Origin of the sequence: Vibrio sp. 1F255, assembly GCF_041439145.1 — a bacterium.
Classification (GTDB): domain Bacteria; phylum Pseudomonadota; class Gammaproteobacteria; order Enterobacterales; family Vibrionaceae; genus Vibrio; species Vibrio crassostreae_C.
The window spans coordinates 26,830-44,189 of the sequence record NZ_JBGONQ010000001.1 but is presented as its reverse complement, the minus strand read 5'-3'; the positions used below and the strand labels follow the sequence as shown (position 1 = coordinate 44,189).

At 43.4% G+C, this 17,360-nt stretch carries 19 protein-coding genes; 10 read left to right on the top strand and 9 right to left on the bottom strand.

All coding sequences use genetic code 11. The features are described from left to right. Nucleotides 1-59: 59 nt before the first annotated feature. The 3 genes from ACED41_RS00215 to cysZ all read right to left on the bottom strand — a co-directional run bounded on the left by ACED41_RS00215 (nt 60) and on the right by cysZ (nt 2,597). Nucleotides 60-317 carry an HPr family phosphocarrier protein gene (locus tag ACED41_RS00215; protein ID WP_004734263.1) on the bottom strand — a complete coding sequence of 86 codons (258 nt, stop codon included), beginning with the start codon at nt 315-317 and terminating at the stop codon, nt 60-62. 302 nt (nt 318-619) lie between these two features. After that, the gene (cysK, locus tag ACED41_RS00210) at nt 620-1,588 is read right to left on the bottom strand and encodes a cysteine synthase A (RefSeq protein ID WP_017061934.1); all 969 of its coding nucleotides are present in this window, start codon (nt 1,586-1,588) and stop codon (nt 620-622) included. Between the two features lie 250 nt (nt 1,589-1,838). Next, entirely contained in the window at nt 1,839-2,597 is a 759-nt protein-coding gene (gene cysZ / locus ACED41_RS00205) for a sulfate transporter CysZ (protein ID WP_371724309.1), read from the bottom strand. A gap of 229 nt (nt 2,598-2,826) precedes the next feature. On the opposite strand from cysZ, the gene zipA reads away from it, so the two are divergent. The 5 genes from zipA to cueR all read left to right on the top strand — a co-directional run bounded on the left by zipA (nt 2,827) and on the right by cueR (nt 8,989). Next, a complete protein-coding gene (gene zipA / locus ACED41_RS00200; RefSeq protein ID WP_371724308.1) occupies nt 2,827-3,870 on the top strand; it encodes a cell division protein ZipA in 1,044 nt (347 codons plus the stop codon). A gap of 92 nt (nt 3,871-3,962) precedes the next feature. After that, nucleotides 3,963-5,975 (top strand): NAD-dependent DNA ligase LigA, encoded by a 2,013-nt coding sequence (gene ligA / locus ACED41_RS00195; RefSeq protein ID WP_371724307.1) that lies wholly within the window; start codon nt 3,963-3,965, stop codon nt 5,973-5,975. A 525-nt stretch (nt 5,976-6,500) separates the two neighbouring features. Further along, the gene (locus ACED41_RS00190) at nt 6,501-7,601 is read left to right on the top strand and encodes a porin (protein ID WP_371724306.1); all 1,101 of its coding nucleotides are present in this window, start codon (nt 6,501-6,503) and stop codon (nt 7,599-7,601) included. Between the two features lie 98 nt (nt 7,602-7,699). After that, nucleotides 7,700-8,503, top strand: coding sequence for a DUF2057 family protein (locus ACED41_RS00185; RefSeq protein ID WP_065583820.1), 804 nt, complete (start codon nt 7,700-7,702; stop codon nt 8,501-8,503). A 93-nt stretch (nt 8,504-8,596) separates the two neighbouring features. Beyond that, entirely contained in the window at nt 8,597-8,989 is a 393-nt protein-coding gene (cueR, locus tag ACED41_RS00180; protein WP_017061928.1) for a Cu(I)-responsive transcriptional regulator, read from the top strand. Nucleotides 8,990-9,065: 76 nt separating this feature from the next. On the opposite strand, the gene ACED41_RS00175 is transcribed toward cueR, so the two are convergent. The 6 genes from ACED41_RS00175 to ACED41_RS00150 form a co-directional block, all read right to left on the bottom strand. Next, nucleotides 9,066-9,245 carry a hypothetical protein gene (locus ACED41_RS00175; protein WP_017061927.1) on the bottom strand — a complete coding sequence of 60 codons (180 nt, stop codon included), beginning with the start codon at nt 9,243-9,245 and terminating at the stop codon, nt 9,066-9,068. A 319-nt stretch (nt 9,246-9,564) separates the two neighbouring features. Beyond that, entirely contained in the window at nt 9,565-10,014 is a 450-nt protein-coding gene (locus tag ACED41_RS00170) for an NfeD family protein (protein ID WP_017061926.1), read from the bottom strand. A gap of 3 nt (nt 10,015-10,017) precedes the next feature. Next, the gene (locus ACED41_RS00165; RefSeq protein WP_017063395.1) at nt 10,018-10,947 is read right to left on the bottom strand and encodes an SPFH domain-containing protein; all 930 of its coding nucleotides are present in this window, start codon (nt 10,945-10,947) and stop codon (nt 10,018-10,020) included. Nucleotides 10,948-11,144: 197 nt separating this feature from the next. Further along, complete coding sequence (locus tag ACED41_RS00160) at nt 11,145-11,999, bottom strand: co-chaperone YbbN (RefSeq protein ID WP_017061924.1); 855 nt, start codon at nt 11,997-11,999, stop codon at nt 11,145-11,147. 396 nt (nt 12,000-12,395) lie between these two features. After that, nucleotides 12,396-13,223: an SDR family oxidoreductase gene (locus ACED41_RS00155; protein ID WP_017061923.1), complete on the bottom strand. Its 828-nt coding sequence runs from the start codon at nt 13,221-13,223 to the stop codon at nt 12,396-12,398. A 43-nt stretch (nt 13,224-13,266) separates the two neighbouring features. After that, on the bottom strand, nt 13,267-14,181 hold the full coding sequence (locus ACED41_RS00150) for a TIGR01777 family oxidoreductase (protein WP_102393248.1): 915 nt from the start codon (nt 14,179-14,181) through the stop codon (nt 13,267-13,269). 301 nt (nt 14,182-14,482) lie between these two features. Between ACED41_RS00150 and ACED41_RS00145 the strand changes: the two genes are divergently transcribed. The 5 genes from ACED41_RS00145 to yfcE are packed head-to-tail and all read left to right on the top strand — an operon-like array spanning nt 14,483 to nt 17,345. Continuing rightward, nucleotides 14,483-15,217, top strand: coding sequence for a DUF1538 domain-containing protein (locus ACED41_RS00145; protein WP_017079455.1), 735 nt, complete (start codon nt 14,483-14,485; stop codon nt 15,215-15,217). After that, nucleotides 15,214-16,008 carry a DUF1538 domain-containing protein gene (locus tag ACED41_RS00140; RefSeq protein ID WP_108117863.1) on the top strand — a complete coding sequence of 265 codons (795 nt, stop codon included), beginning with the start codon at nt 15,214-15,216 and terminating at the stop codon, nt 16,006-16,008. Before ACED41_RS00145 ends, ACED41_RS00140 begins: the two co-directional genes overlap by 4 nt. After that, nucleotides 15,998-16,348: a P-II family nitrogen regulator gene (locus ACED41_RS00135; protein WP_371724305.1), complete on the top strand. Its 351-nt coding sequence runs from the start codon at nt 15,998-16,000 to the stop codon at nt 16,346-16,348. Before ACED41_RS00140 ends, ACED41_RS00135 begins: the two co-directional genes overlap by 11 nt. Further along, nucleotides 16,345-16,752: a CBS domain-containing protein gene (locus tag ACED41_RS00130; RefSeq protein ID WP_076646480.1), complete on the top strand. Its 408-nt coding sequence runs from the start codon at nt 16,345-16,347 to the stop codon at nt 16,750-16,752. The genes ACED41_RS00135 and ACED41_RS00130 overlap by 4 nt, the downstream gene beginning before the upstream one ends. A gap of 47 nt (nt 16,753-16,799) precedes the next feature. Further along, the gene (yfcE, locus tag ACED41_RS00125; RefSeq protein ID WP_265970450.1) at nt 16,800-17,345 is read left to right on the top strand and encodes a phosphodiesterase; all 546 of its coding nucleotides are present in this window, start codon (nt 16,800-16,802) and stop codon (nt 17,343-17,345) included. Nucleotides 17,346-17,360 lie beyond the last annotated feature (15 nt).

The following is a 17,360-nucleotide window of genomic DNA, read 5'->3' as shown; positions in this document are numbered from 1 at the left end:
ATCTATTTCGAACAAAGCCACTTTGCTATGCAAAATGGCTTTGAAAGAAGGAGACCGTATTAGTGTAGTTGATCCATAAGAGCAACTAGGTGGTCTACTGCTTGCTGAGCTTGAGGACCTTCAGCTGAAATAGTAACGTTAGTACCTTTTACTAGGCCTAAAGTTTGTAGTTTGAACAGGCTTTTCGCGCTAGCGCTTTTGCCGTTAGAAGTCACTGTGATGTCAGCGTCGAAAGATTTTGCTTCTTTAACGAACTGTGCAGCTGGACGAGTGTGAAGACCGTTTTCTGCTGTGATTTCTACTTGCTTCTCGTACATTTTATATACCCCAATTAATTTATTTTTTGTAAGTTTGTAACCAGATTAGCTTAACTGCTTTAGCCCAAATGCGCTAGAGGCTAGTACGCCATGTTCGTGTTAGAACTTAGACTGGTTATAAATTTTTATCCAGCCATGGTCGTCTTTTGCTGAGTACTCATGACTTTCAGAATTTGTTTATTGCTTCTTTTATTTTGAAGCGAAAAATAAAACAGACCCGATATTACCAAAGGTGGGGCAGGGATCAACAAAAAAGCCCCTAAACGGGGCTTTTTTGGACGAAAAATTGATTTGACCACATATTATTGTTGGTTCTCTTTTTCCGTAAAGATGCCAGCAAATAGGGCTGTGCTTAGGTAACGCTCACCAGAGCTTGGTAGTACAGTAACGATAGTTTTTCCTGCAAATTCAGGTAGTTCGGCGATTCTGTTCGCTGCTACTACTGCCGCGCCAGATGAGATACCAGCAAGAATACCTTCTTCTTTCATTAGGCGTTGAGCCATCTCGATCGCTTCTTCAGAAGTTACCGATTCAACACGGTCAATAATCTCTAAATCTAGGTTTCCAGGGATGAAACCTGCACCGATACCTTGAATTTTGTGTGGAGCTGGTTTGATTTCTTCACCTGCAAGTGCCTGTGCAATCACTGGAGACTCTGCTGGTTCAACCGCTACTGAAGTGATCGCTTTGCCTTTTTCACCTTTAATGTAACGACTTGTACCTGTGATAGTACCGCCCGTACCAACACCCGCTACAAACACGTCGATTTCGCCGTCTGTTGCTTCCCAAATTTCAGGACCAGTCGTTTGCTCGTGAATTTGTGGGTTGGCTGGGTTGTTGAACTGTTGAAGTAGTAGGTACTTGTCTGGGTCTGAAGCAACAATCTCTTCTGCTTTAGCAATCGCACCGTTCATACCTTTTGGTGCTTCAGTCAGCACTAGGTTTGCGCCAAGCGCTTTAAGCAGCTTACGACGTTCTAGGCTCATTGATTCAGGCATAGTTAGCGTTAGTTTGTAACCGCGTGCTGCTGCTACGAATGCAAGTGCAACACCTGTGTTACCACTGGTAGGTTCAACAAGCTCGATACCTGGCTTAAGCGTACCCGCTTTTTCTGCTTCCCAGATCATGTTTGAACCGATACGACATTTAACACTGAAGCTTGGGTTACGAGCTTCGATCTTAGCTAGGACGTTACCTTTGCTTACTTTGTTAAGGCGGACTAGAGGTGTGTTACCAATCGTTAGGGTGTTGTCTTCGTAGATCTTGCTCATGCGATATTCCTTCATTTAATGACAGAACTAAACGTAGTATATCAATCACTTTACCGTCTAGTGTCTTACGATGTTTATTCAGCTTGAATTTAGATTAAACAAGTTGAAAAAAAGGTAAAAGGATTAAAAAGTTATATCATATAGATATGTAGCAGAATTCACGCCTATCTTTATTGAAATCAGAACTTCAAAAAGATAGGCGAAACTAGGAAGTATAGGCGGGGTAATAGACGAGAATTATAGACGAGAATTATAGACGAGAACGCAGAGCTTGGTCTTTAAACTCAGCAACCCACATTGCCGTCGCGCCGCAAACGGCAACGGGCATTACGATCAGGTTTAGAATTGGAATTGTGGTGAACACAGAAACAAGCGCGCCAAAGCTGTAGCTCTTGCCTTGTTTTTGTTTCAAATTGTTTCTCATGTCATCAAATTTGATTTTATGGTTATCGAACGGGTAGTCGGCGTATTGAATCGCTAACATCCATGCTGTGAAAATGAACCATAAAAACGGAGCAACGGTTTGCCCTAGTGCTGGAATTAACAAAAGTAGGAATAAACCGATCGCTTTTGGCAGAATGTAGACAAGCTTGCGCCATTCTCTCGCTAATATACGTGGGGTATCTTTGAGAACATCAAGTAAACCATCGTCATTAACTTTTTTACCGCTCAACAACTCTTCAACTTTTACCGCGAGTAAACCGTTGAACGGTGCGGCAATGAAGTTAGCGAGCGTACTAAAGAAATATGAGAATGTGGCCAAGACGGTTAACACAAGTAATGGCCATAAAATGTATGACAACCACGACAAGAAACTTGGCAATGCACCAATCCAACCTTCAATCCAAGTGTTTAGGTTGGAGAAGATATAAAACAAGGCACCACCTACGAGTAACACGTTCGCGATAAGTGGCATTAATACAAACTTACGAATGCTCGGTGATAAAGCGATTTTTATTCCGAAAATAAAATAGCCAAAGCCGGAGCGGGGAACAGATTCAATAGTCATATTTAAATTAGGTCACATGTGAATTTGGTTAAATAGCAAACATGTCTAGTGTACTCGACCGAAATTAAGAAAAAAAGCGTGGTGAAAATCACACCATGTAAGGAACTAATTGTATTAAGTTGTTCTAAAACAGTGGCTACTTTTGATAGAGTAGTGAGATTAGCCAAATTAACCCAACTTAGTGACAGCGTGTTTATAGCTAGTTGACTAAGAAAGCTGAGAGCGAAAAATGCAGGAATTGCGATTTGTACTCATTATTGTTGGCGCATTAGCTATCGCCGCATTATTGTTCCATGGTCTATGGACGAGTAAAAAAGAAGGGAAAGCAAAGTTTGGAGATAAGCCGCTCGGTAAGCTTGATAACGACAGCTTAGATGAAGCCGAAACTATTCCAAATCGTTCATTCGCCCCAGAAGATGATTTTGAGATAATCCGAAAAGAACGTAAAGAGCCGGATTTTGCTGTTTCACCCTCTGAGACTGATCCGCTGATCGACTCAGACCCGCTAACAGCGCCACAAGCGAAAGAAGCTTACGAAGATGACATCGAATTGAATGATCTTCCTTCTTTCAGCGTAGAAGACCCAATTAAGGTTGAAAGTGAACCTGAAGTGATTGAGGAAGAGAAGGTCGTTGAGCCTGAAGTTCCAAGCTTTGAGTTGACTGACGAGCAAAAAGAAAACCATGCCGGCTTTAAAGAGCAGTACGGTTCGTTTGAAGAACCTTCTGAGCCAGTTGATGAGCCAGTCGTTCCAAACGAAACGCTTACTCAAAGAGAGCCAGTTGTAGCGAAAGAAGTCGTGACTCCGCAAAGTGCGACTGTTGAAGAAGCAAAACCAGATGAAGAACTTGGTTTAGAAGTGATCGTTCTTAATGTTCACTGTGCTGGAGAGATCCCATTCGTTGGTACTGAACTTTTCCGCAGTATGGAGAACAACGGTTTAACTTATGGTGAGATGTCTATCTACCACTGCTTTGCACAATCTACAGATACACCAAAGGTTATTTTCAGCGTTGCAAACATGATGCAGCCAGGAACGCTAGAACATGATGATCCTGCTGACTTCACGACTAAAGGTATTTCGTTCTTTATGACGTTGCCTTGTTATGGTCAAGCTGATCAAAACTTCAATGTGATGCTGAGTGCGGCGCAGAAAATTGCCGACGATATGGGCGGAAACGTGTTGGATGAGTCACGCAACTTAATGACACCAAACCGTTTATCTGACTACCGCAAGCAAATCAGAGACTTTATGACGGCATCGAATACCTAGCCGTATTGTTTAGCCTTGTAAATAATCTATATTTATAGAAAAGGGCTCCTAAGGGAGCCCTTTTTGATATTTCAATCACGATAGAGAATGATATGAAAGAATCGATTCAAGTTACCTTAGAGCAGTTAAGAGAAACTCTGCATTATCACGCCGTTCGTTATTACGTAGAAGATAGCCCTGAGATCCCTGATGTCGAGTACGATCGATTAATGCAGCAATTGCTAAAGATCGAAGAAGAGAACCCGGAACTAGTGACGGTAGATTCTCCGAGCCAACGTGTTGGTGGTCAGCCTCTCGATGGTTTCACTCAAGTGACTCATGAGATCCCAATGCTTTCTCTGGACAATGCTTTCTCTGATGAAGATTTGGATGCGTTCAATAAGCGAATGTCTGATAGAGCGCCAACCGCTAACCTCAAGACTTTCTGTTGTGAACCTAAGCTTGATGGCCTTGCCGTTAGCCTACTCTATGTGAATGGTACTTTAGTTCAGGCTGCGACACGTGGTGACGGTGCGACGGGTGAAAACATCACTGAAAACGTGCGTACGATCAGCTCTATCCCACTTAAGTTACAAGGTGAAGGCTGGCCGCAGCGTATTGAAGTTCGTGGCGAAGTGTTTATGCCAAAAGCGGGTTTCGATAAGTTGAATGAGATGGCGTTGAAGAAAGGCGAGAAAGTATTTGTTAACCCACGTAATGCCGCCGCAGGTAGCCTGCGTCAGCTTGATTCTCGTATTACTGCGAAACGTCCGCTAGCTTTCTACGCATACAGTGTCGGTGTTGTACAAGGCGCTGAGCTATCAAATAGTCACTACCAACGCTTTTTACAGCTTAAAGGTTGGGGCTTACCTATGTGCCCCGAGACTAAGCAACTGAGCTCTCTCGAAGACGTGAAAGCCTATTACCAAGATATTATGACTCGTCGTGATGCTCTGGCTTACGAGATTGATGGCGTTGTTATCAAAGTCGACGATATCGCGGCTCAAGAAGTACTTGGCTTTGTTGCACGAGCGCCACGTTGGGCAATTGCTTATAAGTTCCCAGCTCAAGAAGAGATTACACTGCTCAATGACGTTGAATTTCAGGTGGGCCGTACTGGCGCTATTACGCCGGTTGCTAAACTTGAACCTATCTTCGTTGGTGGCGTGACGGTCAGCAATGCCACTTTACACAATGCCGATGAGATTGCGCGTTTAGGCGTGAAGGTAGGCGACAGCGTTATTATTCGCCGTGCAGGTGACGTTATTCCACAAATAGTGGCTGTTGTACTAGATCGTCGCCCTGAAACGGCTAGAGACATTGTTTTCCCTGATGCTTGCCCAGTATGTAGTTCTGCGGTTGAGCGTGTAGAAGGTGAAGCTGTAGCGCGTTGTACTGGCGGTTTAGTCTGTCAGGCGCAGCGTAAAGAAGCACTTAAACACTTTGTTTCTAGAAAGGCGCTAGACGTTGATGGACTGGGCGTGAAAGTTATTGAGCAGCTTGTGGACCGTGAAATGGTCGAAACACCTGCTGATTTATTTAAGCTAAGTGCTGGCGTGATTACTGTTCTTGACCGAATGGGGCCTAAATCGGCACAGAACGTCGTGAGTGCGTTGAATAAAGCTAAAGACACGACGTTAGCGCGTTTCCTCTATTCACTCGGTATTCGTGAAGTCGGTGAGGCGACAGCGATGAACTTAGCGCAACACTTTAAGACGTTGGAACTGGTTCAAGCAGCTACTCATGAACAATTAGTTGAAGTGTCAGATATTGGTGACATCGTTGCTAGCCATATCACCAGCTTCTTCTCACAAGAGAAAAACAGAGCGGTCGTCGATCAGCTGATAGAGCTAGGTGTGAATTGGCCAATCATCAAAGAAGCTGCCGATGACCAAGAGCTACCATTAGAAGGTAAAGTCGTTGTGTTAACAGGCTCATTGTCGCAATTAGGTCGAAGTGAAGCTAAAGCTGCGTTACAAGCATTAGGTGCGAAAGTGACGGGTAGCGTATCGAAGAAAACGGACATCTTGTTTGCCGGTGAAGCTGCGGGTTCTAAATTAACTAAAGCACAAGATTTAGGTATCGAAATAAGAACAGAAGAAGATCTAATAGCCCTTATTTCGTAAGTAAATACAGATAAAAAAAGCTCAAAGGCACTCCTTTCAAGGGAGTGCCTTTTTTGTTTCTGATATAAAAATGAGGGCTTTTTAATTGTTGAGAATTTTGTTCCTATACGAACTCTAAAATCAGGACAGTGACGCTGCTCAACATTAATGAAATACCATTGTAGTTGTATCAAAAATGCGAGTCATATCTATTTTTACAAAGTGATAATTGCCTCAAGTTGTTGAATTTATTGGTATTGATTTTGTTTTGGTGAGGATTTTTCTATTTATCGATCTGGATCACTAAGTACCTATTAAATTTGCACCAACTCATATTTTTTTAGATGAAAATTAAGTTCTCATTGATCTTTTTGAGGGCGAAGTTAGTCTTAATGCCATGGATGCACATGATGTGTATAACCAGAAAGGAAATAGAGAATTCAGAGTTTAGGGTTCTCAAACAAGAAAAGGTATTTCTCTCTACGGCGGCCAACTTTAGGCGGGGAATATTCAAACAGCTATATCCATTTTTAGGAGTTTTATTCCATGGAAAACAAAATTTTCAAACGTACTCTACTAGGTGCATCCGTTGCACTTTTATCGACAGGCGTAATGGCGAAAGAAGTTGGTATCAACTCTGATTTCAACGTTGACGTATACGGTGTTGCAGCTATCTCTCTAGTTAACTACAACACAACTGACAACAACGACTCTAGTACTGGTTACGCTGTAGAGAATGAATCTCGTATCGGCTTCCGTGCTCATAAAGAGATGTTTGATGACCTATTAATCACAATGCAGATTGAATCTGGCTACGTAGATAGCACAGACTGGGGTCATGGCGGCGTTTCAGGCGGTGTGCTTGGTTTCCGTGATACGTTCGTTGGTGCTTCTGGCTCTTGGGGTAACCTGCGTGTGGGTCGTGTTCTTACTCCACTATACGAAATCGTCGACTGGCCATTCTCTAACCCTGGTCTAGGTTCTGTATTCGATTGGGGCGGCATCAACGGTCACTACGATCGTCAATCTAACCAAGTTCGTTACGATTCAGCTAAATTTGGCGGTTTCTCTTTTGCAGCTTCTGTTGGTCGTGACGATAACGACAACGGTGGTGGTGCAGCAACTCGTGACGCAAACTTTGTTGGCGCAAGTGCTAAGTACAGCTTCGAGAAAGTAACATTAATGGGTGCGGTTGAATCTGGTACTCGTGTCGTTGCCGCGTCTGGTGGTGATTGGTCTTTTGATGAAAACGGTAACCCAGAACAGGCTCCTGAAGTAGCTGGTTACGATGATGATACATTCGCATACATTGTTGGTTTCGAAGCTAGCCTACCAGCAGGTTTCGGTTTCGCTGCAGCATATAAAGGCGAAGAGCTAGATAACAGCATCCGCAAAGTAACTCAAGATTCTTACTCTATCATCGGTCAATACTGGAATGGTCCAATCGGTTTCAAACTAGGCTACGCAGCTAACCTTGAGTCTGAAACAAACGGTAAGAAAGACGCTAACTCAGACAGCAACACTATTTCTGGTCAGTTAATGGCTGTTCATAACGGTTTCGTACCTTACCTACGTGTAGCGGGTCGTACTGTTGGTGACGCTGATACAGATATCGTAACTCGCGTTGGTCTTGAATACGGTTTCTAAGCTAGAATCTTTAGCTTAAACAGTTAGATAAAAATCAAAACGCTGGTAAATTTTGTTTGCCAGCGTTTTTCCATAGTGAACATAAGGAATTAGTCATAATGAATAAAGTTAGTGTAGTCGTATTATCATTATTTTTGGGAGCTTGTAGTTCACTCGATTCACAAAGTAATTTTGTAGACTCAGTTGCAGATGTACAGCCAAAAGGTGGCTACATTCAAGTGACTGGGCAATCTTATGTAGCGGAAAGTAAAGCGAATGTCGGGGCAGACATCCTGAAATCGTCACTCTACTTTACATACAACAAAGAAATAACGCAGAATTCGGCTCCAGAATCTTCCATTACCATGGATGTAAGCTATTTCCAGAGCTATAAAGAATACGAAACCGTTAGCTTTTTTGGTAAGACGATAGACCTTGAAGAGAGACAACTTCCAAGAGAGAGCTGCAGCGAACACTGCACAAAGACTCAGTATATTAAATTTCCATTGAGCGAAGCTGACATCCAGCAAGCAAGAAAAAAGAATTTAGAATTTACACTTGATGGACAAAACTCAGTGATGAGTACAACTTTCATTGTGCCGAAAGCGTATATCGACACAATTTATAACGGTGCAAATAATCATACGGCTATCGCTGTTGCTCCGGTTGCGGTACCTGTTGCGGCTGTAGTTGCTGAAGAACCAAAAGCGTCTCAAGCTCAAGAGATGGTTAATTACTGGTATGGTCAAGCGACAAAAGAAGAGCAAGCTGCTGTGACTGATTGGGCATTCAAGAATCGTAAAAACGCTACCCCAACATCACTAGAAGGCTCAAAAGAAATCGAAATGGTTTCATATTGGTTCAATAAGCTAAACAGCGAAGAAAAATCTCAAACTATGATTTGGCTATTAGAGCAAGAGTAGGCTTCTAACGTAAGTCTCTAGCTATGTTTTTCAACCGCAGTATTGTATAACAGCAGTACTGCGGTTTTTCATTTTAGGCTTACAGGTAAGATTGTGAATATTGGTGAAGTAGCGAAGCGTGTTGGTACAACAGCGAAATCCATTCGTTTTTACGAAAGTAAAGGCATGATGAGCCCACCGCACCGATCAGAAAATGGTTACAGGCAATATGGCGAGATTCATATCGAACAGTTAGAGTTCGTTTTGAGAGCTAAAATGGTTGGTTTCACTCTCGATGAGTGTAAGTCACTGGTTGAGTTGGCAATGAATCCCAACAGACAAAGCTACGAAGTAAAGAAGAAGGCTACTCAGAAGTTAGATGAAATAGAGTTGAAGCTTGCGGAGTTAAACAAGATGAAGGTGCAGCTACAATCTTGGGTACATGACTGCCCTGGAGATACTTCAACGGAATGTCCTATCTTGAATAATCTATCTGGCCGCAGTTAGGTTATTCCAGTTCTAAATAATCGTCAGGCAGCAATTTCATTACTAGCCTGACTTTAATCACCTATCACAGCACCTATCACAGCACCTTTCCGCCGTAATGTTTACAGATCAACAGTGGTACATGAGTGACTGCGTTACCATCTGAACACTTAACGATAGGCCCCATGTTTCCGTTACCAGGAGACTGACTGCTCGCTAGAGCGCTTCCAAATGACAAGCTGAAAATAGCCGTTAGAATTATTAAAAAATGTCTCATACAAACTCCATTAGGTTTATCTCTAATTGAGATAATTGAAAGTATGGACAAGGAAAAGAAAATTTCAAAAATTGGACGGACTTAACATTTTTAATAATTATAAATAAGCGAGAGTAAGGTTAACTATTCATATATATATTGGGTAAGAAATCTGGCTTTCTTATACCTTTTTAGCTCAATCAAACTTTTTAGCTTTACGAAATAAGAACTTATTTTTTTTTCAATTCAATCTATCGCAATGATAATTCGAATATTATTAAGGTTCAAAAATAGAAAAAGCCTGCATTTATTGAAAATGCAGGCTTCATATAGCTCTTGTTTATAAAGGTTCTATTATTAGAACGATTCCGTCTAAAGCGACAATCTTAATTTCGGTTCCAGATGGAATATCTTGACTGGCCTTTGCTGACCAAGAAGAGTCACCGAACTTAATTCGACAGCTACCTTTCTTTACGTCTTCACTTAAAATAACGGTTTGACCTACCAATTGCTTTTCTCTTTGGTTTAACTCTCGCCCTGCATCCGATTGCTTGTCATTCGAGAGTTGTCTTCTCCACCACAACCAAGTGGTAATAAGAGAGAAGCTAGCAAAGGACAGCCATTGCATCTGCCAACCAATTGGTAATGCTCCTAATAGGGCACCGACCAGCATGGCAGATATGCCTATCCATAAAAAGTAACCAGCGGTTCCAATTAGCTCAAGCGCTAACAATGCTAGACCAAACGCTAACCAATGCCAGTGGTTTACTTGTTCTAGTAATTCGACCATAAGTTAGTCCTTACTACCTTTGTCATTCTTATGTGCAAACATCTCCGCGATACCCGCTACAGAACCCATAAGGCCAGTTGCTTCGAGTGGTAGCATGATGATCTTGCCGTTTTCAGCTTGGCCTATAGATTTCAATGCGTCGGTGTAACCTTGTGCAATGAAGTAATTGACCGCTTGCATGTCACCTTGAGCAATTGCCGTTGATACCATTTCTGTCGCTTTAGCTTCTGCTTCTGCGGCACGCTCACGGGCTTCTGCTTGCAATATTGCCGCTTGCTTCTCACCTTCTGCTTTCAGGATCTCTGATTGCTTGTGGCCTTCTGCTTTCAAGATCTCAGCTTGTCGTACACCTTCTGCTTCTAAGATATCAGCACGTTTATTACGCTCGGCTTTCATCTGGGCATTCATCGCAGCAGTAAGGTCTGCTGGTGGCTGTACGTCTTTAATTTCGATACGGGTGACTTTTACGCCCCAAGGGTTTGTCGCTTCATCAACGATGTTCAGTAGCTTGGTATTGATCATGTCACGCTGACTCAGCATCTCATCCAGTTCCATCGAGCCAAGCACAGTACGGATATTGGTGAGGGTTAAGTTACGGATCGCATGTTCAAGGTCATTCACTTCATAAGCTGCCTTAGGCGCGTCGATAACTTGAACAAAACAAACCGCATCGATAACCACATTTGCATTATCTTTGGAGATGACTTCTTGTGCTGGGATGTCGAGAACACGCTCCATCATGCTGATGCGCTGTCCAACTTTATCAATAAATGGAATGATTAAGTTAAGACCCGGTTTAAGGGTGTGTGTGTATCGCCCGAAGCGTTCAACGGTCCAGTTGTTGCCTTGTGGAACGGTTTTTACGCCAGCGAAGATAAATAACAGTGCGACGGCAGTAAAGACGCCGATAGTAATCAAGGTATCAATAGGCATACAAAATCCTTTGCAAGTTTGAGTTTTTGATAGTTCAGTATTGATACTGGCTCATATTTAAATTCTGAGCAAATTTATAAACGAGAAATGGGCCATAAAATATTGATTTTATGGCCCATTTTACATTCTATTATGCGATAAACTAATTGATTGAATTGTCAATTTTCGATGTTTAATCTACGGCTTTTTAGGTTTAACTAGTAAAGCAGAGAGTACAGTTGTCGACGGTACTTACTGGCAACTGGGTTACCTTGTCCAAGCGCACTCAAGATGTCCATGAACTCTTTCTTCATGTCACCATCGAGAGCATTAAGATCTTTGGCTAGGAAAGACCATAATAGATCCATAGCTTCTTCACTGCGGTTCACTTGGTGATATTGCAATGCTAATTCAGATGCTGTTTTAGCGTCGCTCGGATTTTGCTGAAGAGCTGCTTCTAATGCTTGTATTTCAGGGCTGTCTGCTGCTTGTTTATGAAGTTCAAGCTTTGCAACTAAGCCTTTGTAGTAGTTGTCTTGGTACTCAAGAGGGATAGTTGCTAGCTGAGTTTCAGCAAGGTCAAATTGTTGCGTTTCTAACAAACACTCTGCGATCGCCAGTTTTACTTCACCTTTATTCGTCAGCTCTGCTGGAAGTTGCTGCATCGCTGCTAGTGCCTGTGTGTGCTCGCCAGCTTGCATTTGCTCAAGAGCCTGACGCAAAGCAAGTTCATCTTGGCTAGGAAGGTGTTTGCTGAGCATATCGACAATAGCTTCTATGCTTTGAGGGCCACCGAGCCCATCGACTGGCTGACCATTAACAAACAGTGCAATAGTGGGCAGTGCTTGAACACCAAACTGGCTAGCAATAGCTTGCTCTTGTTCGCAATTGAGCAGGGCTAAGGTGAAGGCACCGTTGTATTGCTGAGTTAAAGTTTGCAGTTCAGGAATGACTTGGGCGCTCTCTTGGCTCATTGGTGCCCAAAAATGGATGAGTACAGGGGTCTGCATCGAACCTTCTAATACTTGACGAAAGTTCTGCTCATTAAGTTCAACAATATGCGGAGATTGCATTTACGTTCCTTGAGGTTTGTTTTGTGGATACGTTGCAAATATGGGGGGATTAGTCGGTAACTTCAAGATCTAACTCGGTTATCTCGGATAAAAAGAACCAAAAATAGAAAAACGCTATGCTTCGATGTTGATATAATTGTTATCTCAACATGGAAGGCATAGCGTTATCATCGAGGTAGTCAGTGAGGCGTTGCGTGAGATACTCAAAACAGAATAAACAACGTAATCGCCAGACCCACACCTACCCAATTAAGGCGGTTTAAAGTCATGAGATTTCCAGAGTAGAACCATCAATTGGGAATAACTGATGGGATAGGATAATCATGACATCTTATTGTTACGGAAAAATTACATCGTTACATTAAAGTTTGCGACTCTGCATTCAAAGTTAGTAATTTATGCAGCTTTTCTCAAAATAGGGTCTAGCAAGCGACTCGGTAGAATCCTTTTCAATACCGCGAACACTTTAGTCGGGGTCGTAACTCGGTATCTTAGCTTGGGTTTGTCGGCGGTGAGAGCATGGAATACCGGCTCAATACAACTTTCTGGAGGCAGGACAAAAGCGTTATTCGATGATTCTTTTTCGAGTCGATCTTTTTGTTGTTGGTAAGCGTCTTGGTGGGCGCTGCCAGAAATGTTGATCCATTTATTGAACGCTTTCAAGGCATTGGTTCTAAATTGAGTCTCAATTGGCCCTGGTTGCAGTAATGAGATCTGTATACCGCTGCCATGCAGTTCTAATCGTAAGGTATCTGTCCAACCCTCAATCGCGAATTTAGAAGCATTATAAGCACCACGATACTTCATGGCTGCAAAACCTAATACGGAACTGTTTTGTACGATTCGACCTTCGCCACGCTCGCGCATGTGCGGAAGGATCTGACAGACGAGATGATGCCAACCAAAGAAGTTAGTTTCGAATTGTTCTCTGAGTCCTTGGGTCGGTAAGTCTTCTAGTGCCCCTGCTTGACCGTAAGCACCGTTATTGAATAATCCATACAATCCATTAGGTGCGAGATCAATAGCAAGCTTGGCGCCATGCTCAATACTTTCTTGGTTGGAAAGATCTAATTGAATACAGGTGAGGCCTTCATCTTGAAGGCGTTGAACATCTTGTGGATCACGACAAGATGCAATGACATGAAAACCACGCTTTTGAAGTGCATGAGCACATGTATAGCCAATACCTGTTGAGCAACCGGTAATCAGAATCGACTTGTTCACACTTAATCCTTTATTAGAGTCTCTATCGCTCTAGGGTAAAGAATTAGTCTTGATGTTGTAACAAGTTTTTTAGTGCTGGCTCGATTCTTGAGTAACTAAAGATGAATCCCATCTCAGTGAGTTTCTTCGGCTTGGAGCGAATGCTGTCAAATAGCAAACAAGATGATTCCCCCATGAGAATCGACATTGCCCATTTCGGCGTGAACAAGAAATGCGGTCGGCCTAATTGTTTCGCTAACGTGCTGCTGAACAGTTTGTTGGTCACAGGGTGAGGGGCACACATATTGAATTCCCCTTGAGCGTGAGGGATAGACAACAAGTGATTGATGGCTCTCACCATATCGAGAATGTGAATCCATGGCATGTACTGCTCACCTGAACCTATTGGACCACCGACGCCGAGTTTATAAGGCAATAGCATCTTCTTGAGTGCGCCGCCATTCTCGCCAAGTACAACCCCTGTTCGCAGTAGTATCACGCGTGTGCTTTCTGATTGTGCTCTCTTGGCTATCTCTTCCCAGTGGGCACAGACTTTATGAGGAAAGCTTTCATCTTCTACTTGCAGTGACTCGTCAAACGGGTGCTGCTGTTGATCGCCATAGTAACCCACGGCTGAACCGCTAATAAAAGCGTGTGGCGGGTTGCTACTGGCATGAATTAGTTCGACCAGCTTTTCAGTGATGTGCCAGCGACTGTTACAGATCCTCTCTTTTTGCTCTGTACTCCAACGCTTATCGGCAATCGGTTCACCCGCGAGGTTGACCACCACATCAAAGTCATTGAGATCACTGAGCTCATCAAGGGATTGAATGTAATGAAGGTTGTTCTGGTTGAGGTGATTTAGGTTTTGCTTCGCATTTTCAGGACTCCGCGTCAGCAATGTCACGTCGTCAGTGTTCCAACTCTTGACCAATTCAGAGCCAATAAATCCAGTACCACCCGTTAACAATATCTTCATACCAATCTCCCTATTAAACATAATTATAGACATGGCTTGTTTTTAGTCGCCAATCAATACGAAAAAATCACTATAACGATCATAAGGTTTCAATCGTGTGATGCCCAAATTACGCCTTTTCCAATTTACAAAGGAGTGAAATTAAATTCATCAAGTCAGGATGTGTACCGTCATCACACTTATGCACTTTACTCGGATATGTTACCAACTGCGTAATATTTGTCACATAAGGAATGATAAGGATTTGCCATGATTATTAGTAATTAATAACCAGACACAATTTCAGTCACAAGGAGTTGCGATGACGGCAGTGCTTGCTTTGTTTCGAGCCATGTTAGGTAGCCTAAGGGATCTCTTGCCGATCGTGGCGGTGATTGCTTTCTTCCAGCTTGCTGTTTTGCAAGAACCACTCCCTCATCTTTTGTCTATTCTAACTGGCTTAGTGTTGGTGGTCTTTGGGCTGACTTTCTTTATCTTTGGCCTTGAAATGGGTCTGTTCCCAATCGGCGAGTCGATGGCTCAAGCTTTTGCTCGCAAGGGGAGCGTGTTTTGGTTATTGACCTTCGCTTTCTGTTTAGGTTTTGGTACCACCATTGCCGAACCCGCGTTAACCGCAGTGGCTGCTGAAGCAGCAGAAGTTGCAGCTGAAGGTGGTGTTATTCCCAACTCTTTAGATGAAAGGGAACAATATGCCGATGGCCTGCGCTTCACCGTGGCGTTATCGGTCGGTATTGCCATTCTATTAGGAGTACTTCGGATCTTAAAAGGCTGGCCAATTCAGTACATGATCATCGGTGGTTATATTGGAGTCGTGGTGCTCACCGCTTTCGCCCCTGAAAACATTATTGGGATTGCGTACGACTCTGGCGGTGTCACAACATCGACGATCACCGTTCCGTTAGTGACCGCATTAGGGGTGGGTTTAGCCTCGGCGATTAAAGGACGAAACCCGATGATTGATGGCTTTGGATTGATCGCCTTTGCTTCACTGCTGCCGATGATGTTTGTCATGGTGTACGGGATGGTGGTGACATGATCAGTGTGCAGCAATTTATCGACACCTTTCTAGGCACTGTGATGGATGTGATTCCGATTGCGGTGATCATCTTCGGTTTTCAGTTAGTGGTACTGCGTAAGCCTGTCAATAACCTTGCCAAAGTGCTCATCGGTTTCTTTTACGTCATTCTTGGCTTATCACTCTTTTTGATGGGGTTGGAGCTCGCGTTATTCCCTCTAGGGGAGACGATGGCAATGCAACTCACCGAACCAAGCTTTTTGACTGAGTTTAAGATCAGTTCTGGTCTTTCATTGGCTTGGTTTGATTATTACTGGGTTTACCTGTTTGCGTTTTGTATTGGTTTTAGTACCACGATAGCCGAGCCTTCTTTGATTGCTGTAGCGATTAAGGCAAACCAAGTATCCGGTGGCAGTATCAGTGTTAACGGACTGAGAATCGCCGTGGCATTAGGCGTTGCCATCGGTATCTCATTAGGTAGCTACCGTATCGTTGCGGGCGATCCTATCCATTACTACATTATTTGTGGCTATGTCATTGTGGTGATTCAAACCTTTTACGCCCCCAAATTGATCATTCCATTGGCCTACGATTCAGGCGGGGTTACGACATCTACCGTGACTGTACCTTTAGTGACGGCTCTTGGATTAGGGCTTGCTTCAACTGTACCGGGACGAAATCCAGTAATAGACGGTTTCGGCTTAATCGCCTTTGCGAGTTTGTTCCCCATCATTTCGGTGATGAGCTACGCCCAAATAACCCAATGGTTAAACCGTTTACACACCTCTAAGGAGAGCAAAGATGCGCTTTAAACTTATCCTAGCGTTTGTAGAAGAGAGCAAAACCGACATTGTGCTCGATGCCGCGCGTGATGCGGGCGCAACCGGAGCAACCGTGATTAATAATGCCAGAGGGCAGGGCTTAAACCAAAAAACCACCTTCTTTGGCCTAACGCTAGAGGTACAAAAAGATGTGTTGCTGTTTGTCGTTGAGGAGCATCTAGCAAGGCATATTCTTGAAAGAATTAGTGAGGTGGGGGAGTTTGACCAAGAATCGGGACAGGGTATTGCAGTACAGATAGATGTGGAAGATGCAGTCGGCGTTGCGCATCAAGTTGAGACGTTAACAAAGGTTGTGGAGGATGAGCTATGAGTACCAGTGAAAAGATCCGAGTAGGCGATGTCATGGCCAATACGTATGTGATTATCGATGGGCTAACTACGGTGTTAGAAGCGATAGAGATGGCTAAGAAGCACAAAGTGAAAGCAATCATTGTCGATAAACGCCACGAGGATGACGAGTACGGTATCGTGTTGATGAATGATATAGCAAAGAAAGTGTTGGCTAAAAATCGATCTCCGAAGCGAACTAATGTTTATGAAATCATGACCAAGCCAGCGCTAAGCGTGTCTGCTGAGATGAACGTAAAGTATTGCGCTCGCCTGTTTGAACGCTTTGGTATCAGTCGCGCGCCAGTAGTTCGTGATCACAAGATAGTCGGTATGGTTAGTTACAATAATATCGTGATCAACGGTATGGCGAGAGATGACGTGTAGCATTTAGATACGTACAATAGGCTCATAAATTTTATGGAGAAGTACGTGTGAAATTATTTTTTGCTTCAGACCTACACGGTTCGCTGCCAGCAACAGAAAAGGTATTAGAACTCTACCAAGCGTCTGGTGCGCAATATTTAGTGCTATTGGGTGACATTCTGAATCATGGGCCAAGAAATCCGATTCCAGAAGGATACAATCCACCGGCGGTTGCAGAGAAGTTGAATGCGTTTTCTCAAGAGATCATCGCCGTTCGTGGTAACTGCGACAGTGAAGTGGATCAAATGCTGTTGTCTTTTCCAATGATGATGGATTACTCATGGGTGTTATTGGAATCAGGTCAGCGTATCTTTCTAACCCATGGTCATTTGTATAACACCAATAAACGCCCAGCGTTGAAGGCGGGCGATATCATTGCACACGGTCATACCCATATTCCTGTCGCCGAATACCAAGATGACATCTTTATCTTTAACCCTAGCTCGGTGACATTCCCACGAGAGGGACACGCGGCGAGCTATGGCATCTATGAAAACAATACCTTCAAAGTCATTAGCCTTGAAGGTGATGTTCTCGTGAGTGGTCAGCTTTAAATCATTGGATCGGCC